Origin of the sequence: Bradyrhizobium sp. WU425 (genome assembly GCF_021052305.1) — a bacterium.
Classification (GTDB): domain Bacteria; phylum Pseudomonadota; class Alphaproteobacteria; order Rhizobiales; family Xanthobacteraceae; genus Bradyrhizobium; species Bradyrhizobium canariense_D.
The window spans coordinates 3,523,228-3,546,811 of sequence record NZ_CP088089.1 but is presented as its reverse complement, the minus strand read 5'-3'; the positions used below and the strand labels follow the sequence as shown (position 1 = coordinate 3,546,811).

The 23,584-nt window shown below is 63.5% G+C and carries 25 protein-coding genes and 1 tRNA gene; 9 read left to right on the top strand and 17 right to left on the bottom strand.

Annotated features, from left to right (window positions below; genetic code table 11):
- The first annotated feature begins 1 nt into the window (after position 1).
- Positions 2 to 1,036 (top strand): Gfo/Idh/MocA family protein, encoded by a 1,035-nt coding sequence (locus tag BcanWU425_RS17070; protein WP_204511533.1) that lies wholly within the window; start codon positions 2 to 4, stop codon positions 1,034 to 1,036.
- A gap of 73 nt (positions 1,037 to 1,109) precedes the next feature.
- On the opposite strand, the gene BcanWU425_RS17065 is transcribed toward BcanWU425_RS17070, so the two are convergent.
- A tRNA-Trp gene (locus BcanWU425_RS17065) sits at positions 1,110 to 1,185 on the bottom strand.
- A 163-nt stretch (positions 1,186 to 1,348) separates the two neighbouring features.
- On the opposite strand from BcanWU425_RS17065, the gene BcanWU425_RS17060 reads away from it, so the two are divergent.
- Positions 1,349 to 2,602 (top strand): serine hydrolase domain-containing protein, encoded by a 1,254-nt coding sequence (locus BcanWU425_RS17060; protein ID WP_204511534.1) that lies wholly within the window; start codon positions 1,349 to 1,351, stop codon positions 2,600 to 2,602.
- Between the two features lie 165 nt (positions 2,603 to 2,767).
- Here the strand turns inward: BcanWU425_RS17060 and BcanWU425_RS17055 are convergent, their stop codons facing one another.
- Complete coding sequence (locus BcanWU425_RS17055) at positions 2,768 to 3,535, bottom strand: SDR family NAD(P)-dependent oxidoreductase (protein WP_204511535.1); 768 nt, start codon at positions 3,533 to 3,535, stop codon at positions 2,768 to 2,770.
- A gap of 67 nt (positions 3,536 to 3,602) precedes the next feature.
- Entirely contained in the window at positions 3,603 to 4,301 is a 699-nt protein-coding gene (locus BcanWU425_RS17050) for a histidine phosphatase family protein (protein ID WP_018456439.1), read from the bottom strand.
- Between the two features lie 134 nt (positions 4,302 to 4,435).
- Between BcanWU425_RS17050 and BcanWU425_RS17045 the strand changes: the two genes are divergently transcribed.
- Together BcanWU425_RS17045 and argE are read left to right on the top strand one after the other, a co-directional pair.
- Entirely contained in the window at positions 4,436 to 5,221 is a 786-nt protein-coding gene (locus BcanWU425_RS17045; RefSeq protein ID WP_018456438.1) for an SDR family NAD(P)-dependent oxidoreductase, read from the top strand.
- A gap of 1,015 nt (positions 5,222 to 6,236) precedes the next feature.
- Positions 6,237 to 7,409: an acetylornithine deacetylase gene (gene argE / locus BcanWU425_RS17040; protein ID WP_231190733.1), complete on the top strand. Its 1,173-nt coding sequence runs from the start codon at positions 6,237 to 6,239 to the stop codon at positions 7,407 to 7,409.
- 206 nt (positions 7,410 to 7,615) lie between these two features.
- On the opposite strand, the gene BcanWU425_RS17035 is transcribed toward argE, so the two are convergent.
- The 3 genes from BcanWU425_RS17035 to BcanWU425_RS17025 all read right to left on the bottom strand — a co-directional run bounded on the left by BcanWU425_RS17035 (position 7,616) and on the right by BcanWU425_RS17025 (position 10,758).
- Positions 7,616 to 8,242, bottom strand: a complete 627-nt coding sequence (locus BcanWU425_RS17035) for a LysE family translocator (protein WP_085384222.1) — start codon at positions 8,240 to 8,242, stop codon at positions 7,616 to 7,618.
- Positions 8,243 to 8,331: 89 nt separating this feature from the next.
- Entirely contained in the window at positions 8,332 to 9,390 is a 1,059-nt protein-coding gene (locus BcanWU425_RS17030; protein ID WP_204511538.1) for a phosphotransferase family protein, read from the bottom strand.
- 132 nt (positions 9,391 to 9,522) lie between these two features.
- Positions 9,523 to 10,758, bottom strand: a complete 1,236-nt coding sequence (locus tag BcanWU425_RS17025) for an acyl-CoA dehydrogenase family protein (RefSeq protein ID WP_007611657.1) — start codon at positions 10,756 to 10,758, stop codon at positions 9,523 to 9,525.
- 220 nt (positions 10,759 to 10,978) lie between these two features.
- Here BcanWU425_RS17025 and BcanWU425_RS17020 point away from each other — a divergent pair, with 220 nt between their 5' ends.
- Entirely contained in the window at positions 10,979 to 11,641 is a 663-nt protein-coding gene (locus BcanWU425_RS17020; protein ID WP_085351267.1) for a TetR/AcrR family transcriptional regulator, read from the top strand.
- A 3-nt stretch (positions 11,642 to 11,644) separates the two neighbouring features.
- Here the strand turns inward: BcanWU425_RS17020 and BcanWU425_RS17015 are convergent, their stop codons facing one another.
- From BcanWU425_RS17015 to BcanWU425_RS16990, 6 genes are all read right to left on the bottom strand, one after another.
- Positions 11,645 to 12,037, bottom strand: a complete 393-nt coding sequence (locus tag BcanWU425_RS17015; RefSeq protein ID WP_162847229.1) for a RidA family protein — start codon at positions 12,035 to 12,037, stop codon at positions 11,645 to 11,647.
- Positions 12,038 to 12,145: 108 nt separating this feature from the next.
- On the bottom strand, positions 12,146 to 12,361 hold the full coding sequence (locus tag BcanWU425_RS17010; RefSeq protein ID WP_018457601.1) for a hypothetical protein: 216 nt from the start codon (positions 12,359 to 12,361) through the stop codon (positions 12,146 to 12,148).
- 189 nt (positions 12,362 to 12,550) lie between these two features.
- The gene (locus BcanWU425_RS17005) at positions 12,551 to 13,780 is read right to left on the bottom strand and encodes a CaiB/BaiF CoA transferase family protein (protein ID WP_018457602.1); all 1,230 of its coding nucleotides are present in this window, start codon (positions 13,778 to 13,780) and stop codon (positions 12,551 to 12,553) included.
- Between the two features lie 169 nt (positions 13,781 to 13,949).
- Entirely contained in the window at positions 13,950 to 15,155 is a 1,206-nt protein-coding gene (locus tag BcanWU425_RS17000) for an MFS transporter (RefSeq protein WP_085351264.1), read from the bottom strand.
- A 114-nt stretch (positions 15,156 to 15,269) separates the two neighbouring features.
- Positions 15,270 to 16,118, bottom strand: a complete 849-nt coding sequence (locus BcanWU425_RS16995) for a BKACE family enzyme (protein ID WP_204511539.1) — start codon at positions 16,116 to 16,118, stop codon at positions 15,270 to 15,272.
- 123 nt (positions 16,119 to 16,241) lie between these two features.
- Complete coding sequence (locus BcanWU425_RS16990) at positions 16,242 to 17,633, bottom strand: MFS transporter (protein WP_085351262.1); 1,392 nt, start codon at positions 17,631 to 17,633, stop codon at positions 16,242 to 16,244.
- A gap of 348 nt (positions 17,634 to 17,981) precedes the next feature.
- Between BcanWU425_RS16990 and BcanWU425_RS16985 the strand changes: the two genes are divergently transcribed.
- Positions 17,982 to 18,239, top strand: a complete 258-nt coding sequence (locus BcanWU425_RS16985; protein WP_018457607.1) for a type II toxin-antitoxin system Phd/YefM family antitoxin — start codon at positions 17,982 to 17,984, stop codon at positions 18,237 to 18,239.
- A complete protein-coding gene (locus BcanWU425_RS16980; RefSeq protein WP_018457608.1) occupies positions 18,236 to 18,619 on the top strand; it encodes a type II toxin-antitoxin system VapC family toxin in 384 nt (127 codons plus the stop codon). Before BcanWU425_RS16985 ends, BcanWU425_RS16980 begins: the two co-directional genes overlap by 4 nt.
- A gap of 54 nt (positions 18,620 to 18,673) precedes the next feature.
- Here BcanWU425_RS16980 and BcanWU425_RS16975 read toward each other — a convergent pair whose 3' ends face one another.
- Genes BcanWU425_RS16975 through BcanWU425_RS16960 form a run of 4 tightly spaced genes read right to left on the bottom strand, consistent with a single transcriptional unit; the run spans position 18,674 to position 20,892 of the window.
- Positions 18,674 to 18,844 carry a hypothetical protein gene (locus BcanWU425_RS16975; protein WP_166520788.1) on the bottom strand — a complete coding sequence of 57 codons (171 nt, stop codon included), beginning with the start codon at positions 18,842 to 18,844 and terminating at the stop codon, positions 18,674 to 18,676.
- A 38-nt stretch (positions 18,845 to 18,882) separates the two neighbouring features.
- The gene (locus BcanWU425_RS16970; protein WP_007611681.1) at positions 18,883 to 19,086 is read right to left on the bottom strand and encodes a hypothetical protein; all 204 of its coding nucleotides are present in this window, start codon (positions 19,084 to 19,086) and stop codon (positions 18,883 to 18,885) included.
- A gap of 22 nt (positions 19,087 to 19,108) precedes the next feature.
- Entirely contained in the window at positions 19,109 to 20,443 is a 1,335-nt protein-coding gene (locus BcanWU425_RS16965) for a PQQ-dependent sugar dehydrogenase (RefSeq protein WP_085351260.1), read from the bottom strand.
- On the bottom strand, positions 20,440 to 20,892 hold the full coding sequence (locus BcanWU425_RS16960; protein ID WP_018457611.1) for a DUF2231 domain-containing protein: 453 nt from the start codon (positions 20,890 to 20,892) through the stop codon (positions 20,440 to 20,442). The genes BcanWU425_RS16965 and BcanWU425_RS16960 overlap by 4 nt, the downstream gene beginning before the upstream one ends.
- Before the next feature lie 193 nt (positions 20,893 to 21,085).
- On the opposite strand from BcanWU425_RS16960, the gene BcanWU425_RS16955 reads away from it, so the two are divergent.
- Together BcanWU425_RS16955 and BcanWU425_RS16950 are read left to right on the top strand one after the other, a co-directional pair.
- Positions 21,086 to 21,949 carry a formate/nitrite transporter family protein gene (locus tag BcanWU425_RS16955; protein ID WP_204511540.1) on the top strand — a complete coding sequence of 288 codons (864 nt, stop codon included), beginning with the start codon at positions 21,086 to 21,088 and terminating at the stop codon, positions 21,947 to 21,949.
- Between the two features lie 95 nt (positions 21,950 to 22,044).
- The gene (locus BcanWU425_RS16950; RefSeq protein ID WP_204511541.1) at positions 22,045 to 22,251 is read left to right on the top strand and encodes a hypothetical protein; all 207 of its coding nucleotides are present in this window, start codon (positions 22,045 to 22,047) and stop codon (positions 22,249 to 22,251) included.
- 301 nt (positions 22,252 to 22,552) lie between these two features.
- Here BcanWU425_RS16950 and BcanWU425_RS16945 read toward each other — a convergent pair whose 3' ends face one another.
- On the bottom strand, positions 22,553 to 23,512 hold the full coding sequence (locus BcanWU425_RS16945) for an OmpA family protein (RefSeq protein WP_204511542.1): 960 nt from the start codon (positions 23,510 to 23,512) through the stop codon (positions 22,553 to 22,555).
- Positions 23,513 to 23,584: the final 72 nt, after the last annotated feature.

Genomic DNA, 23,584 nt, shown 5'->3' with positions numbered 1-23,584 from the left:
AGTGAGGCCAGGCATTGGCATCATCGGAACGGGCATGGTCGGCCAGATGTGCCACCTCGCCAATTTCGCCGCCAACCCCGCCTGCCGCGTTGTCGCGATCGCAGATCTGCGGCCTGATCTCGCCGCCGCAGCGGCGCAAAAATTCGACATCGCGCGGGTCTACCGCACGCACCGGGAAATGCTGGCGGATAGCGAGGTGTCGGCCGTCGTCGTGGTGACGAAGCGCCGCGCCACCGGCCCGATCGTGCTGGATGCGTTGAACAGCGGCCGCCATGTGCTGTCGGAAAAGCCGATGGCCTACACCGCGGCTCAGGCCGTTTCGCTGACCGAGGCGGCGCGGCGGCACAACCTCGTCTACAGCATCGGCTACATGAAGCGTCACGATGCCGGCGTGGCGCGCGCGATGGCCGAGTTGGCGCGCCTACGAGCGGATCAGTCGCTTGGACGCATTGTCGGCGCGCGAGGCTGGTGCTTCGGCGGCAGCACTGGCCGGTCGCAGGACAATTTCGTCATGACCGGCGAAGTGCGGCCGGATGGGCTCGAGCTCTGGCAGGACGGCCCCGATTGGATGCCGGGCGCGATGCGACCCGGCTACGACAATTTTCTGAACGTGTTCAGCCATATCATCAACCTCGCGCGTTACATGCTCGGATCGTCGCCGGCAGTCGCGGAAAGCACCATCGATAGCTCGGGCGCGGCGACCGTGACACTCGACTTCGACGGCGTCGCCTGCGCGCTGCAACTCGCCAATGGATCCGAAGGCGTCTGGCGCGAGGGGCTGAGCATCGCGTTCGAGCGGGGCGCGCTGACCATCGAATTGCCTCCGCCTTTTGCCGAGCAGGAGGCGGAGGTCATCCTCGATCAGCAAGGACAACGCACGCGATTGTCGCGCGGAAGGAGTTGGGCGTTTCGGCATCAGGCCGATGCATTCGTCGCCGATATCGTGGAACAGAGGACGCCGCTGGCGTCCGGCGCAGATTCCGTGGCCGACATCGCCCTTGCTGAGGCGATCTGGCAACGGCAGGTCAGCGGCTAGGCTTCACGCCCTCCGGCAGCAATATCCGGACTATGGCTGATCGCCCGCGTCCCAGTTAAGTGTTTGATTTCGCTGGCAGGAGTGGCAGGGCTCGAACCTGCGACCCCCGGTTTTGGAGACCGGTGCTCTACCAATTGAGCTACACTCCTACGGACCCTGCGTTGCCGCCCGGATCAGGCCGCTTTGAAGCACAGGGGGCGGCCGGATTGCAAGACCGGATTGCAAGGGTGAAGCGCGCTGGCTTCGCTTGTTTGTGCCGCGCCTTCTGGGCCACAGTCCGCTCCGAACAATAATAAGCAACCGGGAGTGCCCATGACTGCCCAAGCGTCTGCGACTGCCCATGCGTCCGCGAGAGCCGCCCCTCGCCCCTCGACCGCACCGAAGACCCCGCCTCTGCCGGAATCCCGCCCCGAGACGCTCGGGCTGTCGCGCCCTCGCCTCCAAGCCATGTCGGACGCCTTCAAGCGCGAGATCGACAAGGGAACCATTCCGGGCGTCACCGTGCTGGCGGCACGGCACGGCCAGGTCGGCTGGTTCGAGGCGCTCGGCAGGCAGAGCCCGACGGGTGCGGCGCCGATGGCGCAAGATTCGATCTTTCGCATCTTCTCGATGACCAAGCCGATCGTGTCGGTCGGCATCATGACGCTGGTCGAAGATGGGCACCTGATTCTTGCCGACCCCGTCGCGAAATTCATCCCGGAGTTCGCCGACCAGAAGGTCTGCGTGGTCAGCGGCGGCAAGCTGGAACTGGTTCCGCCGAAGCGCCCGATGACGGTGCAGGACCTGCTCCGCCACACCTCCGGCCTGACCTACGAGCACCAGGGCGACGGCCCCGTGCACAAGATCTATCAGGACTCGCGGGTGCGTAGCCGCAAGATCACCAATGCCGAGCACGCCGCCCTGGTGGCGAGCTTCCCGCTGGTCTGCCATCCCGGCGACGAGTTCAACTACAGTCGCTCGACCGACATCCTCGGGCGCATCATCGAGGTCGTCAGCGGCAAGTCGCTCGGCACGTACCTCACCGAGCGCATTCTCGCGCCGTTGCAGATGGCCGAGACCGGTTTCTCGACAGCGGAGGCCAATGCCAACAGGCTCGCCGAACCGTTCGCGGCCGATCCCTGGACCGGCGACAAGGTCGCGCTGTTCAACATGCTCGAGCAGCCAATCATGGAGTCCGGCGGCGGCGGCCTCGTCTCCACCACCATGGACTATGCTCGCTTCGCGCTGATGCTGCGCAATGGCGGCACGCTCGACGGCAACAGGATCATCGGCCGCAAGACGCTGGAGCTGATGGCCTCCGATCATCTCGGCCCGAATGTGCAGACCAATGGCACGCTGCTGTCGCCTGGCCATGGTTTCGGCCTCGGCTTCGCGGTGCGCCGCGAAGCCGGCATCGCGCCCTTCCCCGGCAGCGTTGGCCAGTTTTTCTGGAGCGGCATTGCGGGGACGTTCTTCTGGATCGATCCGAAGGAGGATCTGTTCGTCGTATTCATGAGCCAGGGCCCGGGACAGCGCGATTTTACGCGGACGCTGGTGCGGGATCTGGTGTACGCGGCGGTGGATTGAAGCGGCGCCGCTATGCGCGGCGCTGCATCACATTTTCGCTGTCATGCCCCGGCTTGACCGGGGCATCCAGTACTCCGGGGCGGATGTGGTGAGAGCGAGCTCTCCAACGAAGGCCGCGGAGTACTGGATCGCCCGCCTTCGCGGGCGATGACACCTATTGGGGCCTCAACTGATCGTCGCGCCGCCGTCGATCACCATGGTCTGGCCTGTCATGAAGTCGCCGGCCTTCGAGCCCAGGAACACCGCGGCGCCCGCGATCTCGTCGGGGACGCCGATGCGCAGCAGCGGCGAACGCGCGGTCGAGGCTTTCAAATTCTCTGGATTGTCCCACAATGCTTTCGCGAAATCGGTCTTGATCAGGCCGGGCGCGATGCAGTTCACGCGGATGTTGTGTGGGCCGTATTCGCAGGCCAAATTGCGCGCGAGCTGCATGTCTGCGGCTTTCGAGATCGCGTAGGCACCGAGGATGGTCGAGCCTTTCAGGCCGCCGATCGAGGAGACGATGATGATCGAGCCGTCCTTGCGCTCGATCATCTGCGGCACCACCATCGAGATCAGCCAGTTGTTGGCGACGATGTTGTTGTCCAGAATCTTCCTGAACTGATCGTCGGAGATGCCGGCGAGCGGGCCGTAATACGGGTTCGACGCGGCGTTGCAGACCAGCACGTCGATCTTGCCGAAGGCGCGGTTGCTCTCGTCGATGAGGTTTTGCAGGTTTTCCTTCGACGAGATATTGGCGGCGATCGCCACCGCCGTGCCCTTGCCGAACTTGTCGTTGATGCTCTTGGCGACCTGGTCGCAAACGTCGGCCTTGCGCGAGGAGATCACCACCTTGGCGCCGTGCTCGGCCATGCGCTCGGCGATCGCAAGCCCAATGCCGCGCGTCGAACCAGTGATGACGGCGACTTTCCCCTTCATGTCGAACAAGGTCATGTTTCTCTCCCAGAGTACGTTTTGATTGCTTGAAGCTTACGCCGCGTCCGCGCCACCCGGCAATTGCTCAGGCGAGCTTCTTGACTTCCGGTCCCGCGGGTTGATGCATCGCCGCATGCGCATCGTCCGCGATCCACGGCTGCTGGTTCACCATCGGCAGCCGCCAGACATTGCGTTCGGGGCTTGCGAAATAGTCGAGCCGCGTCACCGAGCAATTGTCGATATCGAACGCGAGCCCTCGCTCCGGCTGATTGTCGAGCGCCAGCCCCAGCGCCGCCTTGATGGTGCCGCCATGTGCGACCGCGATCACGTCCTGCCCGGCGGCCTCATTGTTGATCCGCTCGATGGTGCGGCGGGTGCGGTTGTAGAGGTCCATGAAGCTTTCGCCGCCGGGTGCAGGCTCGTTGATGTCGGCAAACCAGCTCGAGCCGACGGGACGGCTGGCGATGAACTCGGCGCGGTTCATGCCCTGCCAGCGACCGAGATTCTGTTCGGCGAGGTCCGCCTCCCATTTCATCGATGCAGGCCTCGGGAATCCGGCGGCCCAGATCGCTTCGGCGGTCTGATGGGTGCGCATCAGATTGCTCGAATACCAGACCGCCTTGCGTGGCAGCACCTTGGCAACAGCATTGAAGACGTAGGTATCGCTGGTGTCGCAGGCGAGATCGGACTGACCGTAGATGTTGCCACCGTCATTGCGCACGGGCGCGTGACGGACCCACCACCAGCGTGTCGTGACCACTTTGGGCTTGTCTGCACCTGCCATCGAAACCCTTCCATCCCGTCTGATGTCGCTGTACGTCAGTAGCGAACGTGTCTCAAGACACTTTACCGTTTGAAATCTTGTTTGAAATTCCGTCGCGCGGCAAGCGTCGCGCGCGAACCAAAGGGAGAAACCGCATGGGCCGTCTGCAAGGCAAATCCGTCATCATCACCGGTGCCGGCAGCGGCATCGGCCGCGCGGCCGCGCTGCTGTTCACCAGGGAAGGCGCCAAGCTGATCGCGGTCGATCGCAGCGAGGCGGTGAAGGAGACGGTCGACGAGGTGAAGAAGGCCGGCGGTGTCGCGGAAGCCATGATGGCGGATGCGGGCTCCGAAAAGGACGTCATGGCCGTGATCGACAAGGCGGTGAAGACGCACGGCCGGCTCGACGTGATCTGGGCCAATGCCGGCGTCTCCGGCGGACTCGTTCCGCTCGGCGAGCAGACCGTCGAGCAATGGCAGGAAGTCTTGCGCATCAACCTGATCGGGCCGTTTCTCGCGGTGAAGCATGCGATGCCGCACATGGTGAAGCAGCAGTCCGGCGCGATCGTGCTCACCGCGTCCGTCGCGGGCCTCAAGGCCGGCGCCAGCGGACATCCCTATGCCGCGAGCAAGGCCGGCGTCATCTCCCTGGTGCAGACCACCGCCTATTCGCTCACCGGCACCGGTGTGCGCATCAACGCGGTGTGCCCGGGCCTGATCGAGACCGGCATGACCAAGCCGATCTTCGACCGCGCCAAGGAGCGCGGCACCGCCGACAAGATCGGCCAGCTCAATCCGCTCAAGCGCCCCGGCCAGCCGCACGAGCTCGCCGCGATGGGACTGTTCTTGGCCAGCGACGAGGCGTCGTACGTCAATGGCCAGGCCTTCCCGGTGGACGGCGGACTGACGGCGTCGATGCCGTATACGGGGAAGCCGGTTTAGTTCACGCACTCTCGCGTCCCGGACGCGCTGCAGCTTTCTCACGCTGCTGCGTTGCGTCCGGGGCACGAGACAGAAGTTTTGGCGCGCAACTGCTTCAGCATCGTCATTGCGAGCACAGCGAAGCAATCCAGAGTCTTTCCGCGGCGTCAGCCTGGATTGCTTCGCTGTGCTCGCAATGACGGAGTCTGTGCTCGCAATGACGGAGTCTGTGGGTGGCAGGGTCGCGCTTCCATTCGCATTCCCGTTCGCAGACACACCTTCGCCCTCTCGCGGCTTGTTCGCCCGAGCTTTGCTTGGTCGCCTCACCCTCGAATGAAAGAGGGCGCAGGGAAGACCGGGCGCCGGCTGGCACCCGCGGTCCACTGTGCGAAGTTGCAGTAAAAAATCTGCACAGCGGCATACAGGTGAAGCCAAAACGTCCGGCCTTCCCTGCGCAGCGGTTTTACGGCTTATGCCGTGCTCTCCCCGGGGAGCGATGCACTATTGCCCCCGTCGCCTCATGGATGGCTGATGCGCGAACCCGGTCGGGCCGCCACATCACCACAAGACTTGACGCACAGACCCCGGGCGTCAGGACGACACGGTTTTGCCGTACGCTGTCAGCACCGGTCGTGTGCGCGACGCCTTCGCTCACGGTTGCCCGCCCTGCGAAACCATTCGCGCCGGTGTGGCCCAGCGTCCGCCGCTGTCCGGCCCGCGTTCGTGACGATCGCGATACGCCCCTCTTCCTTGGGCCGGGTTGCGGCGACACATACGTGATTTCCGAATTTCGGTAAAGTGGAATATTTTCGACGGCGCGGGTTGACCGGCAATTGGGGTGTTTTGCCCGACAGGCAACACAAGGTCTTGTAGCCCGGATGAGCGAAGCGACATCCGGGATTCCGACCACGAGCTGTCCCGGGTATCGCTTCGCTCACCCGGGCTACCGGTCTGTGTTGATTTGCTCTACCAGAGGCGACGTTGGTATGGTTCGTGCAAGCACTTCAGCTTCCATCCCCCTGACAAGAACGTGACAATGCCAAGCTCAAGACCCGACCGTATTCGCAAGCTGCTCGCCGACCTCGTCGGCTTCGACACGATCAGCGATCGCTCCAACCTGCCCCTGATCGCGCATATCGAGAGCTATCTCGCCGCACACGGCGTCAAGAGTGAGCGCATCGTCGACGAGACCGGACAGAAAGCCGCGCTATGGGTCACCATTGGACCCGAGGACCGCCCCGGCCTGGTGCTGTCGGGCCATACCGACGTGGTGCCTGTGGTCGGCCAGGACTGGAGCCACGATCCCTTCAAGCTGATCGAGCGCGACGGCAAGCTTTACGGCCGCGGCACCACCGACATGAAGGGATTCGTCGCGGTGTGCCTTGCCATGGTGCCGGAGATGCTGGAGGCGAAGCTGACAACGCCGATTCATCTCGCCATCTCCTATGACGAGGAGATCGGTTGCGTCGGCGTGCGGCCGATGCTGCGCGAGGTCGCGAAGAAACGGATCAAGCCGCTCGGCGCCTTCATCGGCGAGCCGACCGAGATGAAGGTCATCATCGGTCACAAGGGCAAGCACGGCGTGCGCGCCACGTTCCAGGGCCTCGCCCGCCACTCCTCGATCGCGCCCGAGGGCGTCAACGCGATCGAATACGCCGCCGAGCTGATCGTCGAAATCCGCCGCCGCGCGTTGCAACTCGCAAGCAGGAAAGCTACGAACAGCCTCTACGATGTCCCGCACTCGACGCTGCTCACCAGCATCGTGCATGGCGGCGCCGCGCTCAACATCGTGCCCGATACCTGCACGGTGGATTTCGAATGCCGCGGCATCGGCATCACCGAGTCCAGGGAGGTGACGGATGCGATCGTCGCCTGGGCCAAGACCGAGATCGAGCCGGCGATGAAGGCGCGACACCCGGAGTGCGGCATCGACTTCGAAGAGATCCTCGACTATCCCGCGCTCGACACCGCCGCCGACGCAGCCATTGTCACGCTGGCCAAGAGCCTCGCGGGGCGCAACGACCACGCCAAGGTCGCCTTCGGTACCGAGGCGAGCTTGTTTGCCAGCATGGCCGATATCCCGTCCGTCGTAATCGGCCCCGGCTCGATCGCGCAGGCCCATACACCGGACGAGTTCGTGGAGATGGCGGAGCTGGAGAAATGCGCAGGCTTCGTGGAGAAGCTGATCGCGCATTGCGTGAAGGGGTGAGGTGTTTCCGCGTCATTGCGAGGAGCTCTTGCGACGAAGCAATCCAGACTGCCACCGTGCGAAGATTCTGGATTGCTTCGCTTCGCTGCTTCGCTCGCAATGACGAGCGTCTGGAGACCCCCGTAGCCCGCATGAGCGTAGCGACATGCGGGGTCGCTGTCCCTGATATCGCTGCGCTCATCCGGGCTACGAATGAGCGGTGCGCCTCATCGCTCCTGCAAAGCCAGCCGCACGCCGACGGCGCAGTAGATGGTCCCGACCACCTTGCCCTGCCATTTCACGACGGCTGGATGGCGGCGTAGCAAATCGCCGAGACGGCCGGCGCCGACGGCGAACACCACCGTGCTAAGGAGGCCGAGCAACACGAACACAGCACCGAGCAGCGCGAGCTGCAGCGTCGTCGAACCATGCTCGGGCCGGACGAACTGCGGCAGGAACGCGAGGAAGAACAGCGCGGTCTTCGGATTCAGCACCTCGGTCAGCACGGCCTGCCGGAATGCCCGTACTGCGCTGATCGCGGGCGCGCCGCCATTCACCTCGAGCGGCGTCTTGTCGAGCATGGCGCGAATGCCGAGATAGATCAGAAAGCCCGCGCCCGCGTATTTGACGACGCTGAACAGGAGCGCCGACGTTGCGATGATCGCAGAGAGGCCGACGATCGCCATGGTGGTGTGGACCACGTCACCGGCCGCAATTCCCGCGCCCGTCGCGATGCCGACCCTGGTCCCCGAGCTCGCGGCGCGCGCCATGGTGAGGAGTGTCGCCGGTCCGGGAATGAAGACGAAGCCGAGGACGATGAGGATGTAGGTGATGAGGGTGGTGTGATCGATCATGCGGGCATCTCTCTCGTCATTCTGTCCCGTGTCCAGACACGAGAGGAACGCAAGCAAAGGCGCGGCCGTCAGCCGCGCCTTCGGATTCCTTAAACCGCGCCCGCCTTCTGCGCGTACTCCCAAGACGCCTTCGACAGCGGAACGGTGCGCTTGGCTGACTCCAGCGCCTTGGCATTCGCCGCGGTGCCGTCGCGGACCCGGCCGGCGATGCCTTGCGTGATGCCGGCGAGACGGAACAGGTTGTAGGCGAAATACCAGTTGAGGTCAGGCACCGTCATCTTGGTGACGTTGCAATAGATCTGCGCGGCCTCCTCCACGCTCGGGATGTTGAGCGCCTTGAGGTCGGCGCCGTCCAGGCCGGGCATGACCCACTGCATCAGCAGATAGGTGAAGTCGGCCATGGGATCGCCGAGCGTCGACAATTCCCAATCGAGCACGGCCTGCACGCGTGGTTCCGTCGCGTGGAAAATCATGTTGTCGAGGCGATAGTCGCCGTGGACGATCGAGACGCGCGCCTGCTCCGGCACGGTCTTCGGCAACCATTCGGCGACCTTCTCGAACTCCGGAATGGTCTGGGTCTCGGACGCGCGGTACTGCTTGGTCCAGCGGTCGATCTGCCGGGCAAAGTAGTTGCCGGGTTTGCCGAAGTCGCCAAGACCGATCGCGACGGGATCGAACATGTGGAGTTTTGCCAGCGTCTCGATCTTGCCGGTGAAGATCTTTCGACGATCATCCCGCGTCTGGCTCGGCAGCGTCGGATCCCAGAACACCCGGCCGTCTTCCATCGACATGATGTAGAAGGCCGAACCGATGATGCTGTCGTCCTGGCACAGCGCATAGGCCTTCGCGACCGGAAAGCCCTGCTTTCCCAGCGCCGCGATCACGCGATATTCGCGATCGACCGCGTGCGCCGACGGCAACAATTTGCCGAACGGTTTTCGGCGCATCACATAGGAGCGGTTCGGCGTGTCGAGCCGATAGGTCGGGTTGGACTGGCCGCCCTTGAACTGGAGCACGACCAGCGGTCCCTCATAACCCTCGACGTTCTCGCGCAGCCAGGCTTCGAGCCGCATCTCGTCGATGCGATGACGCTCCTCGACCGGTTTGGTGCCCGAGAACTCTTCGTCTTTCCTGACGCCGTCAGCCACGATGACGCTCCCTCTTCAGTCCGAACATGATCCTAATCGGTAACCCCCAGCGCACTTGCGTCAAGCGGTCATCCGATCACGGATCATGCCCTGTCATTTCTTCAAATCGGGAGCGCCAGCGTGCTCTCCCGCTTAATGACTGGAAGAGTTTGCATACTTCCGAACCTCGAGCCTGGCAATGGCGCGATTGTGCACCTCGTCCGGGCCGTCGGCGAGACGGAGCGTGCGGATGTGGGCGTAGTCCTTGGCGAGGCCGGCTTCGTCCGAGACGCCTGCACCGCCGAAGGCCTGGATCGCCTCGTCGATGATCTTCAGCGCCATGTTGGGGGCTGCGACCTTGATCATGGCGATCTCGGCCTGCGCGGTCTTGTTGCCGACCTTGTCCATCATGTCGGCGGCCTTGAGGCACAACAGCCGCGTCATCTCGATGTTGGTGCGGGCCTCGCCGATGCGCTGCTCCCACACCGAATGCTCGACGATCCGCTTGCCGAAGGCAGTGCGCGAGGTAAGCCGCTTCACCATTTTCTCCAGCGCCTCCTCGGCCTTGCCGATGGTGCGCATGCAGTGATGGATACGGCCGGGACCGAGGCGGCCCTGCGCGATCTCGAAGCCGCGGCCTTCGCCGAGCAGGATGTTCTCCTTCGGCACCCGCACGTTCTCGAGCAGCACCTGGGCGTGGCCGTGCGGCGCGTCGTCAAAGCCGAACACGGGCAGCATCTTCTCGACCTTGATGCCGGGAGTGTCGAGCGGAACCAGGATCTGCGACTGCTGCTGGTGCTTGGCCGCCTTGAAGTCGGTCTTGCCCATCAGGATCGCGATCTTGCAGCGGGGATCGCCGACGCCGGACGACCACCATTTGCGGCCGTTGATGACGTAGTGGTCGCCGTCGCGCACAATGCTGGTCTCGATGTTGGTGGCGTCAGACGAGGCCACGGCCGGCTCCGTCATCAGGAAGGCGGAGCGGATTTCGCCGTCCATCAGCGGACGCAGCCATTTGCGCTTCTGCTCCTTGGAGCCGTAGCGCATGAATACTTCCATGTTGCCGGTGTCGGGCGCGGAACAATTGAAGACTTCCGAAGCCCAGGAGATGTGGCCCATCTGCTCGGAGAGCAGCGCGTATTCGAGATTGGTCAGTCCCGCGCCGCGGAATTCGTCGTCCTCATGCTCGTTGGGCGGCATGAACATGTTCCAGAGGCCTTCGGCTTTCGCCTTCTTCTTGAGATCCTCGAGCACCGGGATCACCTTCCAGCGTTCGCCGCTGCGATCCTGCTCATCATAGACCGGCACCGCCGGGCGCACGTGCTTGGCCATGAAGGACTGCACGCGGTCGAGCCATTCCTTCTGCTTCGGCGACAGATCGAAATCCATGGGACGCTCCTCGTCTTTGCCAACTCGTTTGGCGAACTTGTTTTGCGCCGGACTGTCCACCCGCATTGTGCGACCCGCAAGTGCGAATGCGCGGCTTGCGGATGCTCCGGAACCCATTCGCGTTTGCGAACGAGTCCCGATTGCGGATTGACTTTCCCGGCTTTCAAACGATAGTTTCATACAACTGTTTGAATTGCAACTCCCTCCCCGAGGGGCTCCCATGGCCAGCGATCATACCCGGACTGCCATTCTCGCCGCTGCCGAACGGCTCTATGCCGATCGCGGGTTCGGCGACGTGACGTTGCGCGACATCGTCGCTGAGGCCAATGTCAACCTCGCGGCGGTGAACTATCATTTCGGCTCGAAGGACGAGTTGATCGCGGAGCTGTTCGTGACACGCTCGATCGCCACCAATCGCGAGCGTCTGCGCGAATTGAAGGCGGCGGAAGAACAAGGCGGCGGCCGCGCGCCGATCGAGGTAATCCTGCATGCCTTGGTCGGCCCGACGCTGCGCGGCTGCCTCGGTCCCGAGAACCAGCGCTCGAGCGCGGCGCGCTTCATGATCCGCGCTTCGATCGAATCCGTGCCGCCGATCCGCCGCATCAAGAATCGCGAGATCGACCATTTGCGCAAATTCGCCGGCGCGATGCGAAGGTCCCTGCCCGACCGCAGCGACGTCGATATTTACTGGGGCCTGAACTTCGCGCTCGCCATGGCGCACCACACCATCCGCGAGAGCGAGCGGCTGACGAAACTGTCGGAAGGCAAATGCGACCTCGACGATGTCGAGGACGTGGTCGCGCGCGTCGTCAGCGTGGCGACGATGGCGCTGACGGCGGGACGGACGGAGGCGAAGGCGCCGTCAAAAGTGGCGGCGCGCTAACCTTCACATCATCGCGATGCAGTCGATCTCGACGTCGAAGGGGCCGAACCATTCCGGCGTACAGACGAAGATCCGCGCCGGCGGATCGTGCGGGAAATAGCGCGCATAGACGTTGTTGAACGCGGCGAAGTGCTTGGTCGAGGTGCAGTAGACGTTGCACTTCATGACGTTGTCGAGGCTCGCGCCCGCCGTCTCAAGGCACAGCTTCATCTGCTCCATGATCAGCTCGCTCTGCCGTTCGATCGGCACGTCCGCGATCTCGCCCGTCTCGGGGTCGAATGGCGGCAGGCCGGCGACGAAGATCATGTTGCCGGCGCGCGTGACCGGCGAGACCGGCGCCTGCCGACGATCGAGGAAAGTCGAGATCGGTTCGACGCGGAGCGCTTCGCGTTTCATTTCGAGATTCATGGGCGGCCACCTTCGGTCCAAGCGAGATGACGGCTTGCTACAGCATGTTGCAGCCGTCATGCTTCGCTTCTGATCGAAGTTTGGTCGCCGAGCCGCCTAGGCGTGCTGCGGCATCTCCTCGGCCTCTTCCTTGGCGAGCAGCAGCAGCATCTCGATGCCCATGTCGCCTTCCTGCGGCGAGCGGATGAACTTTATTTCGTCGGCGCTTTGCCGCAACGCGGCAATGATCGCGACGGCCTGGTTGGCCGTTGCCGCCTCGGTCGCCAGAATTGCCTTCTGGTTCTTGGCCTGAAACCCGATCGTGTAGGACATGCGTTCCCTCCCGGACTGAGTGGACCGATCGAATCTGAGTCGCGCGCGGAGCGGAAGCCTGTGTGAGTACGGACCGGAATTATCTGGGGATTGCCCGCAAGGTTCGCGCAAGGCCGCAGGAGCGTCATGCTGACGTCCCTTTTTATCCAGTGGCGATCAGGCCAAACCGCGCGCGCCGCTCCGCCGAAGCTAGATAATCCCCTGCTGCTTCAGCGTCTCGATCTTGCCGGCATCGTAGCCGAGCTTGCCGGCGAGCACCTCCTGGGTGTGCTCACCGAGCAGCGGCGGGGCGCGGTAATCCTTGATCGGGGTTTCCGAGAGCGTCAGCGCGTTGCGGATCAGCGAGAGATCGGGCTGGAAGGGATGATCGACCTTCACCCGCATGCCGCGCGACTGGACGTGCGGATCGGAAAACACCTGCTCGAAATTGTTGATCGGGCCGGAGGGCACGCCGGCCTCCTCCAATCTGTCCAGCCAATAGGCCACCGGCTGCTTCAGGAACAGGCCGGCGAAGATCGCCATGATCTCCTTGCCGTGCACGACGCGGTCGTTGTTCCTGACGAAACGCTTGTCGCTCGCGAGTTCGGGCGCGCCGAGCACGGCGCAGGTGCGCTGGAACTGGCCGTCATTGCCGACCACCAGCATCAGCTCGCCGTCGGTGCAGCGGAACACGCCGGCCGGCATGCCGCCATTGCCCCAGGTGCCGCGGCGCGGCGGCGTCTTGCCGTTGACGAGGTAGATCTGCAGCCAGTGCGACAACGACGCGATGACGGTGTCGAACAGGCAGACGTCGATATGCTGCCCCACGCCATCATTGGCGTCGCGATGATAGAGCGCCGAGAGAATCCCGATCGAGGTGTTCATGCCGGTCATGTAGTCGACGATCGACGGGCCGACCTTCATCGGGCCCTCGCCGGGCTCGCCGTCGATATGGCCGGTGACGCTCATCAGGCCGCCCATCGCCTGCAGGATGGCGTCGTAGCCGGCGCGCGGCGCATAGGGGCCGGTCTGGCCGAAGCCGGTCACCGAGCAGTAGATAATGCCGGGATTGATCGCCTTGATGGTCTCGTAGTCGAGGCCGTAGCGCTTGAGATCGCCGACCTTGTAGTTCTCCATGAAGACGTCGACATCCTTGGCGAGCTCGCGGATAATCGCCTGCCCCTCGGGCTTGGCGATGTTGACCGTGACCGACTTCTTGTTGCGGTTGGCGCAGAGGTAGAATGAATTGTTGTTGTTGGCTTTGCCGTCGGGGTCGGTCAGATAAGGCGGGCCGAAGGCGCGCGCGTCGTCACCGGTGCCCGGCCGCTCGATCTTGATCACCTCCGCGCCCAAATCGCCCAGCATCTGGGCCGACAGGGGCCCGGCAAGCACGCGGGTGAGGTCAAGGATCTTGATGCCTGAGAGCGGCAGGGCCGACATGTCGAATTCCTCCGGGAACTGGATCTTGGCGCGGCGGCGAGATCGCGGGACGCGCTCCCTGCGGATACACTATTTTGGCGGTCCGAGCACTGCACTGTGGGCATACGGCCATCCCCCAGCCCGCCCGGCGCAGGTCACCGCGCGGTGAATTTCCGCATGGCGAATATTCTCAGGTTGCAGCCGCTGCAGCCACCTGCGGCCGGCGGCGGCCGAGCAGGACCAGGATCAGCACCGTGGCGCAGGAGCAGACGAAGGTGAGACCGAGCGCGCCGCGGCTGCCGAACTGGGTGAGCAGGCCGACAAGGAGCGGCGGCGAGACCGCGGAGGCGAGATTGAGCGGCAACGCGATCATCGACATCGCCTTGGCGAACTCGGTCTGATCGTAGAACACGAGCGGGATCGTTGCCCGCGCCACCGCCATCGCGCCGCTGCCGGCGCCGTAGAGCAGGATGAAGGCCGCAACCGCCCAGGTCGCGCCCTCGCTCGTCATCAGCAGCAGCATGGCGATCGGCAGCGCCGTGCCGGCGACGAGCCCGGTCGTGATTCCATCCCACCGCCCTCCGCCGAGAAAATCGAGTCCGCGGGCGCTGACCTGGATCACGCCCAGCATCGAGCCAAACGCAAGCGCCTGCGCCGGGGGAAGCCCCTCCGCCCGGAGCAACTCGATCATGATGGCGCCGATGCCAAAATTGACGAAGGCATTCAGCGTGATCGCGGCAACGACGAGGCTGAAGGTGCTCCTGGGAATCGTAGGCGGCGGCGAAGATTTCACCGGCTCGCCGCCACGATCACCGACGATTTTCCGGCGCGGTGCAAAGAATGCATAGAGCGGAAGGTTGATGACGACCATCATGGCTGCATAGACGAGGCACGTCCCGCGCCAGCCGAGCAAACCGCTGAGGAACGACGTCGTCGGCCAGAAGATGCTGCTCGACAGGCCCGTCACCAGCATCAGCGCGCCGATGGCATTCTTGGCCTGCCGCCCGGCGACCTCGTTCAGCATGATATAGGCGCCGGTCGAAAGCGTGGCGCTGCCGGCGATGCCAAGGACGATCCAGGCCGCGAAATACAGCATCGGCTCGCGCGCGAGGGACAGCAGGATGAAGCCCGGCACGGTGAGGACCGTGCCTGAGATCATGACCTTTCGTGCGCCGTGCCGCGCAAACGACCTGGCGAGCCAGGGCGCGCACAGCCCCATCGACACATAGAGAACGGACGTCCCCGCGAACACCGCCGGCAGGCTCATGCCGAGATCAGCCGCGAGATCGCGTCCGACGATGGCGGGAAGACCTATCGTACCCCACCCGACAAGCTGGGAGACCGCAAGCACCAGCAGGACCCCGATGAGCCTGCTGTCAGATTTCAAGAACCGCATTCCAATCGTCGCCTGCCCGGCAGGCGCCGATCACGCCTGTGATATCTGTCTTACCCCCGGACTCAGCGCAGGGAAACGCCGGCGGTCGAATGGCAGCAGGCGGCCAGGAGCATGTCAGGTGGCGGCAGGAGCTCCCAGCCCCGGGAGCCCGAGCAGGGATCGCGCCTCGGCCGCAGTCGCCACGCGGCGGCCGTGACGCGCGACAGCCTCACCGGCGATGGCCACGAGTTCCGCGTTGCTGGCGGCAAGGCGCGCCTTGTCGATCCTGATATTGTCCTCGAGTCCGGTGCGGACCGCATCGGCGCCCCGCGCGAGCGCCCAGCCCATGACCTCGGCCTGGTGGCGTCCGATCCCCGCTGCCGTCCATGTCGCCTTCGGGATCAGCCGCCTGAGCTCTCCCAGCAAGATGTCGAGGACATGCTCGTCCGCGGGCATGGCGTTCTTGACGCCCATGACGAACTGCACGTGCGGACGCTGGTCGATCAGCCCCGCCTCGATCAGGCGGCGGGCGCCATGCAGATGCGACAAATCGAAGATCTCGATTTCCGGCCGGATGCCATTCGCCTTCATCCCGGTGGCGAGGGTCTCGACCAGCGCGGCGCTGTTCTCGTAGACGATGGTCGGAAAGTTCACAGAACCGGTGGAGAGCGAGGCCATGTCCGGCTTCAGGTAGAGCGACGATCCGCGCGCCGAGGGATCGCGGCCCCGCCCTCCGGTCGAGAACTGAACGATCATGTCAGGACAGTGCTTCTTGATCCCCGCCTGCACCAGGGCGAAACGCTCGGGATCGGAGGACGGCGTCTCGTCATCGTTGCGAACATGGATATGGGCGAGCGTGGCACCGGCTTCGAAGGCCTGGTGCGTCGACTCGATCTGCTCGGACGGCAGAATCGGGACCGCGGGATTGTCCTTCTTGCGCGGAACGGAGCCGGTGATTGCGACGGCAATGACGACGGGGTTCATCTTGCAACCTCATATTGATTGCGCTCGCGCGCACCAAATTCGAATCGGCGGCCTGACTATGCAGTGAGGCCCTGCCGCCGCGAACATCATCGATCGCGGCGGCAGTTGCCTCTACCATACCCGTCAGGTCCGAACCGTGGCAGCCCCGCTCACCGCATCGCCGGCGCGCTGACGGTCATAATCTGCCCGCAGCATTGGAACCGCATTGGGATTGCCGAGATCGTCGATCCTGATCCGATAGGTTTCCCGCGCGGTCAGGGCGGCCAGCGCGGCGATGACCGTGATAGCGAAGGCAATCGCCCCCACCGTCAACGGAATGTTGGTCGAGCCGGGAGGCGCGACGGTCGCAAACAGGGCGGGCAGCAATGCGGTGATGGTGGTTCCGATGTTCTGCGATATCGCCATCGCCGAGACGCGGGTGCGGGTCGGAAACAGCTCCGGGTAAAAGCTCGGGAAGATCGCGTTGTAGCCCTGATAGACGACGCCCCACATCAGCAGCGACACCAATATTGCCAGCGGCACATTCCTGATGCTGATGGCATAGAGGTAGCCAAAGGCGAGCAAGCCAGAGAGAAGCGCGCCGACGATGATCGGGGGCTTGCGGCCGACCTTGTCGGAGAGATTGCCGACGAAGGGAATGACGAACACGGCCAGCATGTTTCCGAGCACGGGAATCCAGAGATAGACGTCCTTGGCAAAACCGATGCCGTAGGCCGGCTGCACCGCATAGGCCGCGCCGAAGATGGTCGCAACGACAGGAATGACATTCATCAGCGCCATGCAGATGACCCTGAGCATGTCGCGCCAACTCAGCTTGATCGCCTGGACGATGGGCGCGCGCGGCGTTTCTCCCCGCTCGCCCTCGCGGGCAAAAGCAGGGGTCTCGTCGACTTCGCGACGAATGATGTAGCCCGCGACGATGACGAAGAAGCTGAGCAGGAAGGGAATCCGCCAGCCCCAGCTGTTGAAGGCCTCGGTCGGCATATAGGCCGCCAACGGCAGGAAGATTGCTGCGGCGAGGATCTGTCCGGCCTGCACCCCCTGAAGGGCGAAGCTGGCATAGAAGCCCCGCCGGCCGAACGGCGCGTGCTCCAGGATCATCGAGCTTGCGCCTGAGATTTCGCCGGCAACGGCAAATCCCTGCACGAGGCGCAGAATGACGAGCAGAATTGGCGCCAGGATGCCAACCTGCTGGTAGGTCGGCAGGATACCCACGGCCATCGTCGAGATGCCCATCAGGAACATGCAGATGATGAGAACCGTCTTGCGGCCATGGGTGTCGCCCCAGTGCCCGAGGACGAACGCGCCAATCGGCCGGGCCACATACCCGACGCCATAGGTCGCCAACGAGGCGACGATCGCGACGGTGGGATTCTCCGACGGGAAGAAGATTTGCGGGAAAATCAGTGACGCGGCGGTCGCGTAGATGAAGAAGTCATAATATTCGAGAGCCGACCCGATCCAGCCGCTGGCAGCGGCTTTCCTGGACTGACTCATCTGATGGATCGCGGTCATCTCAAGATTCCTCCCTTGGGTTTTGCTGACGTCCCGTTGACGGGCTTCGCTCAAAATTGGGCAGCACTCTCCGGCCGCTCTGCGGAGTTTCGCGAGCGCTTGTCATTGCCGATGGGTGTCTGCTTGGTGGCGACGATAAGCTTTCGCCGGGCTAACACAATTACCCAGTTATTCGACAAACCTAACATGATGTTATTTTGTACGGAGAGCCCACGTTCCGGCGAACACCGCCGGCAGGCTCATGCCGAGATCAATCGCGAGATCGCGTCCGGCGATGGTGGGGTGGGAGGTGGTTGACATTGGACCATTGCATGGTCCATTTTATGAAAACTGAGGAAGGACAATGAGATGCGGGTCTCCGTTACCGACGCAAAAGGACAATTGACCGATCTTGTCCGCCGCGCAGAGGCCGGCGACGAGGTGATCCTGACGCGACATGGGCATCCCGCGGTACGGCTCGTCCCGGTCAAGCTTTCGCCGGACCGCGCCACCCGCCGGACCGCGCTTGAGGCAGCGCGAAGGACCGGCGGGGCCAAAGCTATTCCCGGACCGAGCGCCGCGCGCAGTCAGGACTTTCTTTTCGGCGATGACGGACTGCCGGAATGATCGCAGTCGATACCTCCGCACTGATGGCGATCGTGCTCGACGAACCGCAAGCCGATGCTTGCATCACCGCGCTGGACACCGCCGACGACATCCTGATCTCGGCGGCCTCCGTTGCAGAAAGCCTGATCGTCGCGGCACGGCGGGGCGTCGACGAAGAGATGAACAAGCTGATTAACGATCTCGGTTTGAACGTGATCTCGGTGACCCAAGCTTCGGCCGAACGCGTGGCGCAAATCTACTCGCGTTGGGGCAAAGGCATTCGTCCTGCCGGTCTCAACTTTGGTGACTGCTTCGCCTACGATGTCGCCAAGGAGCATGGCTGCGCACTTCTTTATGTCGGCGACGACTTTGCCAAGACGGATATCGTTGCGGCGGCGTAAGTCGACGGCCGGGCGCCGACTTACCGGCCGAACAGAAAAGCCGCGGGGCAGCCGTCAGGCCGTGTGACCGGGATCGACGTGCTTCGGCGTTTTCTTGTCGCGTTGGGGTGTCATCTTGGCCGGATCCGGCGCACCCGGCACGCCGCGCGGCCCGAGCTGGTCTCGCTGAATGTCGTCTTCAGAGCGGGAGGGTTCAATGCCGTTCGGTTCACGGGGCTTGGTCATCGCAGCCTCCTGAAGTGTGTTCTGCTCGGAGTGTCCCATCAAATTCCCAGCGCGTTCTCGCCGGCTTCGCGGCCGGGCACGCTGACATGGACTTCGTGTCCCTCGCGAAGCGCCAGCGAGGCGGCAGCCACCGCCGATTCGAAGGCCGCTTCCTTGGTGGAGTATCTGTTCTTGACGTCGCCGTCGTGCAGCACGCCCCATTCGTCCTGCACCGGCACGATCGTGTATTGAGCAAGGCCCATGGTGTAACTCCTCGAGATCTATCTATCGCTGCGTGAGCTGCGGGTGCGCCGCCGTCACCCGCCACACCGTGTTGCCGCTGTCATCGGCGACCAGCAGCGCGCCGGTCTTGTCGATGGCGACGCCGACGGGCCGCCCGCGCGCCTGGTTGTCGCTGTTGAGGAAGCCGGTGACGACGTCCTGCGGCGGGCCGCTCGGCCTGCCATCCGTGAACGGCACGAACACCACCCTGTAGCCGTTCAAGACCTGCCTGTTCCAACTGCCGTGCTCGCCGACGAAGGCGCCGCCGCGATAGGCCGCCGGCAAACTCGCGCTCGTGTTGAAGGCCATGCCGAGCGGCGCGACATGCGAGCTCAGCGCATAGTCAGGCACGATCGCCTTGGCGACGAGATCAGGACGCTCCGGCTTGACGCGAGGATCGACGTGCTGGCCGTAATAGCTGTAGGGCCAGCCATAGAAGCCGCCGTCCCTCACCGACGTCATGTAGTCCGGCACGAGATCGGGACCGAGTTCGTCGCGCTCGTTCACCACCGTCCACAGCGTCCCGGTCTGCGGCTCGAAGCTGAGGCCGTTCGGATTGCGCAAGCCGCTCGCGAAGATGCGCCAGCGGCCGCTGGCACGGTCGATCTCGAGGATCGCGGCGCGATTGTGCTCGGCCTCCATGCCGTTCTCGGTGATGTTGCTGTTGGAGCCGACGCCGGCATAAAGCTTTGAACCGTCGGGGCTCGCGACCAGGCTCTTGGTCCAGTGATGATCGATCGGTCCGCCCGGCAGCGGCGTCAGCACCGTGCCCGGCGCGGTGATCTTCGTATCACCCTCCGTGTAGGGATATCTGACGATCGCATCGGTGTTGGCGACATAGAGATCGTTGCCGACCAGCGCGACGCCGAACGGCGAGTTGAGATGGTCGAGGAAGACGCTCTGCACGTCCGGCACGCCGTCGCCGTTGCTGTCGCGCAGCAGCGTGATGCGGTTGCTCGCGCCGGTGTCGCCGCCTGATGTCGCCCAGGACTCGATGTATCCCATCACGATTTCCTTGGGCCGCTTGATCGGAGCGCCCTTCGGCGCCTTGGATTCCACCACCAGCACGTCGCCGTTGGGCAGCACGTAGAGGAATCGGGGGTGCTGCAAGCCGGTCGCGAAGGCCTTGGCCTGCAAGCCCTGCGCGACGGCCGGGGTCTCGTCCTTTTTCCAGCCGACGATACGGGCGATGTGCATCGGCGGCAGCAGGTATTGCTGGATGTCGGGCAGCGTCGGGTTGGCGCCGGTTTGCGCCTTCGGATCGCCACTGCCGTCATTGCAGCCGGCGAGACACAGCAGCGAGGCACACAACAGCACCCGAACGATTGCGGAGTTCATCGCGCAACTCCTACACCGTGGCGATACACCATCGCCCAGCCGAGCCAGCCGGTGACCGGCAGGATCAATACGGTGATGGCTGAAAGAATGAGCCCGGTCGGCCACACCGAGGTCCAGGCATCGCGCGTATGGATCAACGCATTGACGATCGCCAGGACCAACGCCACCGCGTTGCCGATCAGATGCGGCCAGGCCGGCGGTTGCGCCCGCACCAGACGGTTGCCGAGAAAATCGGTCAGGCCCGCGATCGCCGCCAGTACGCCGAAGATGACGCCGACGACCAGAAGCCAGGCGGAAAAATCCGCCCACATGATCTCGGCACTGACGACATAGGTAATATCGGTCAACAGCGCTCCGATGAAACAAGCGATCGGTATCGGCACCAGCATCGGATGAATCGGATGGCCCGCGATCTGCGCGGTCGAGCGCACACGCAAATTGTCTTGCACGGTTGGCCTCTCGTCAGATCGCCACCCCGCCCCGGTAGAAAACACCCGCTTTCCACGAAGGTTCCTGATGGTCGACCACGGCGCCGCTGTGCCTCAACAATGCTGCGGCGTGCGAGCACTTACCAGGAACCCCTTGCCGCTCCGAGCCTTGATCCCGGCATTGAGATGAACCTGCCCTTCAGGAGACCGCGGAGTGGACCAGCCTGGCGACGGCGCCTCCTTCAATCCAGCCTCAAAGCTCGACGGCGTCTCGCGGCGCCAGACGAAACAGATCGAATCCCAGAGCCGGCCTAGCGCAGCGCTGATCCATGAGACAATCCGCGCCGAGGGTGAGCAGGAACTGGAACGGCGATGGTGGGCCATCGTGCTGTCCGGCCTCGCCGCCGGCCTTTCGATGGGATTGTCCCTGATTGTCCAGGGCGAGTTTCACGCGCTGATTTCCGATGAGGCCACCCGACGGCTGGTGGCTCCGCTCGGCTACACGGTCGGTTTCCTGGTCGTGGTGCTGGGACGGCAGCAGCTCTTCACCGAGAACACCCTGACGCCGATGCTGCCGCTGTTGCACAACAGGGATCTCGGCACGCTTGGGAGCGTGATCAAGCTTTGGGGCCTGGTCCTCGCCTCCAACATCGCAGGAACCTGGGCCGTTGGATCCGTGCTCGCGCACACCAGCATCTTCGAACCCCGCATCGTGGGCGCCTTCGTCGATCTCAGCCGCCACACCATCGAGGGTACGTTCGCGACGACCCTTGTCCGGGCGATCTTTGCCGGCTGGCTGATCGCCTTGATGGCGTGGCTACTGCCTGCCGTGAAGGGATCGCGCCCGCACCTCGTCGTCGTGATGACCTATGTGGTCGCGCTCGGCCAGTTCGCGCACATCATCGCGGGCTCGGTCGAGTGCGCCTTCCTGGTGCAGAGCGGCCTGGCGTCGCTCTCGCAATATGCCTCGGACTTCTTCGTACCGACACTCCTCGGCAATATTCTGGGCGGAACGACCCTCGTGGCCCTGCTGAACTACGGACAGGTCGCCCCCGAAATCCGCGACCACAGGGAGTAAAGAGCCTGCACAAAAGCTGCCGCCTCGACAGGAACGATGGGCCCGAGCCGAGCTTGCCTCGGCAAATCAACGCGCGCCGACGAGCAGGATCAATCATGAGCACCGATACCAAGAGCCCATTCGACAAGGACCCGGCCGAAGGATCACGCGACATCATCGATCGTGAATTGCAGCGTGCCGAAGATACCGCCAACAACAAGGTCGATCATCTCCCCGGCGTGAAGGTCAGCGGGCAGCCCCAGGGCGGCGCAGTCGATCGTGCCCGGAAGCAGCGCGAGGAGAAGGACAGCAAACGGGAATAGAGCCGCTCTGCCGACCCGAAACGCACCCGGTTATCGCAAGGCCGCCCGCTCCAAGCTCCAGCCGTCACCGGGACCGACTTGACGGTCAAAGTCGGTCAATCAAGATGCATCAATTGTTGGGATGGAGCGGGTGAAGGGAATCGAACCCTCGTATTCAGCTTGGAAGTCTCGAAATACTGTAGTGTCTTCAAAGGCTATTCTGACATTTTCGGCGTTTTTTGACCCATTGAGATCACTACGGCGGGTCAACCCGGAGCTCCCCTCGCCGACGCCGGCTAAAGGTTATGATGAGCCGATTCACTCAAGGCCCGCCAAACGGCTTCGGTCGCTCCAGCGGGACGAAAGCGCTCAAATGGGCTGGGTAGGTCGACGCGCCGCCGCCGATGGTCGTGCCCGTGCTGATGCTCAAGTAGACGTCCTTCACTCCTCTGGGCGTTTCCAGCAAGATCCAGTTCTTGCTTAAGTCCCCTATCCCGATAGTCGTAAAGCGCATTGACTTGCCGAACTGCGAACAGGAGATGGGCTTTTCGGTCGTAAACGAATTCCAGGGGCCATGCAGAGTCCCCGATCTGCCGCCGGTCTTCGGAAGGGTCAAGCCGAAGCCTAGGCCGACCGCGGCATAGACGTAGGTGCACTTCAAATTGTTTTCCGTGTCCCATATGGAGAACAACGCGCTGGCAAACGCAATCCCGGCTCCGGCCCTGCCCTTCACGATGCGCTTGATGGCCGCTCTCGCTGCAAACGAGATCGAACCGTCGACCTCAAGCAGCATGGCTATCTTGGAATTTCGACTGACCTTTGGCTTCGGCGGAACGGGTCGGGGCAAGTCTGGCTTTATGATCGGTTCGAAATAGACCTTAGGCAGAACCCAAAGGACCACTGATCTATCGTTGTCTTCGTCCAGCCTGTGATTTGCCGTCTGCGTATTGCCGATGGCGTGCGTCTGCATTTGCTCCGGGCGGATGCCCATCTCTGACAGAGACCGCGCGACCGTAATGACGCGGTTGGCTGATGTCGTCATATTCCAATCAGCCGTACCGATCCGGCTCGCGGATCCCGTCATCCAGATCTGACCAGCGTCGTGCTCCACCAGGGGAACCACCTTGTTCTTCAGAAATTCGAAGTGCTCTGTCTTCAAGCCCCGAAACTGGTAGCCGGCAAAGTCATCGAAATCGAAATTCCAAAGCCGCGCGTGCAAAACCCCCACTCCCGAAAAATCCAGATCGACGTCAACCTTGCCCGGACCGGTTTTGTGGAACATTCTCTTCGACCTGCAATCGACAAATAGGAACTCGTCGGTGATCGTCCGGACGGCCGCAGGACCACCTTGTTT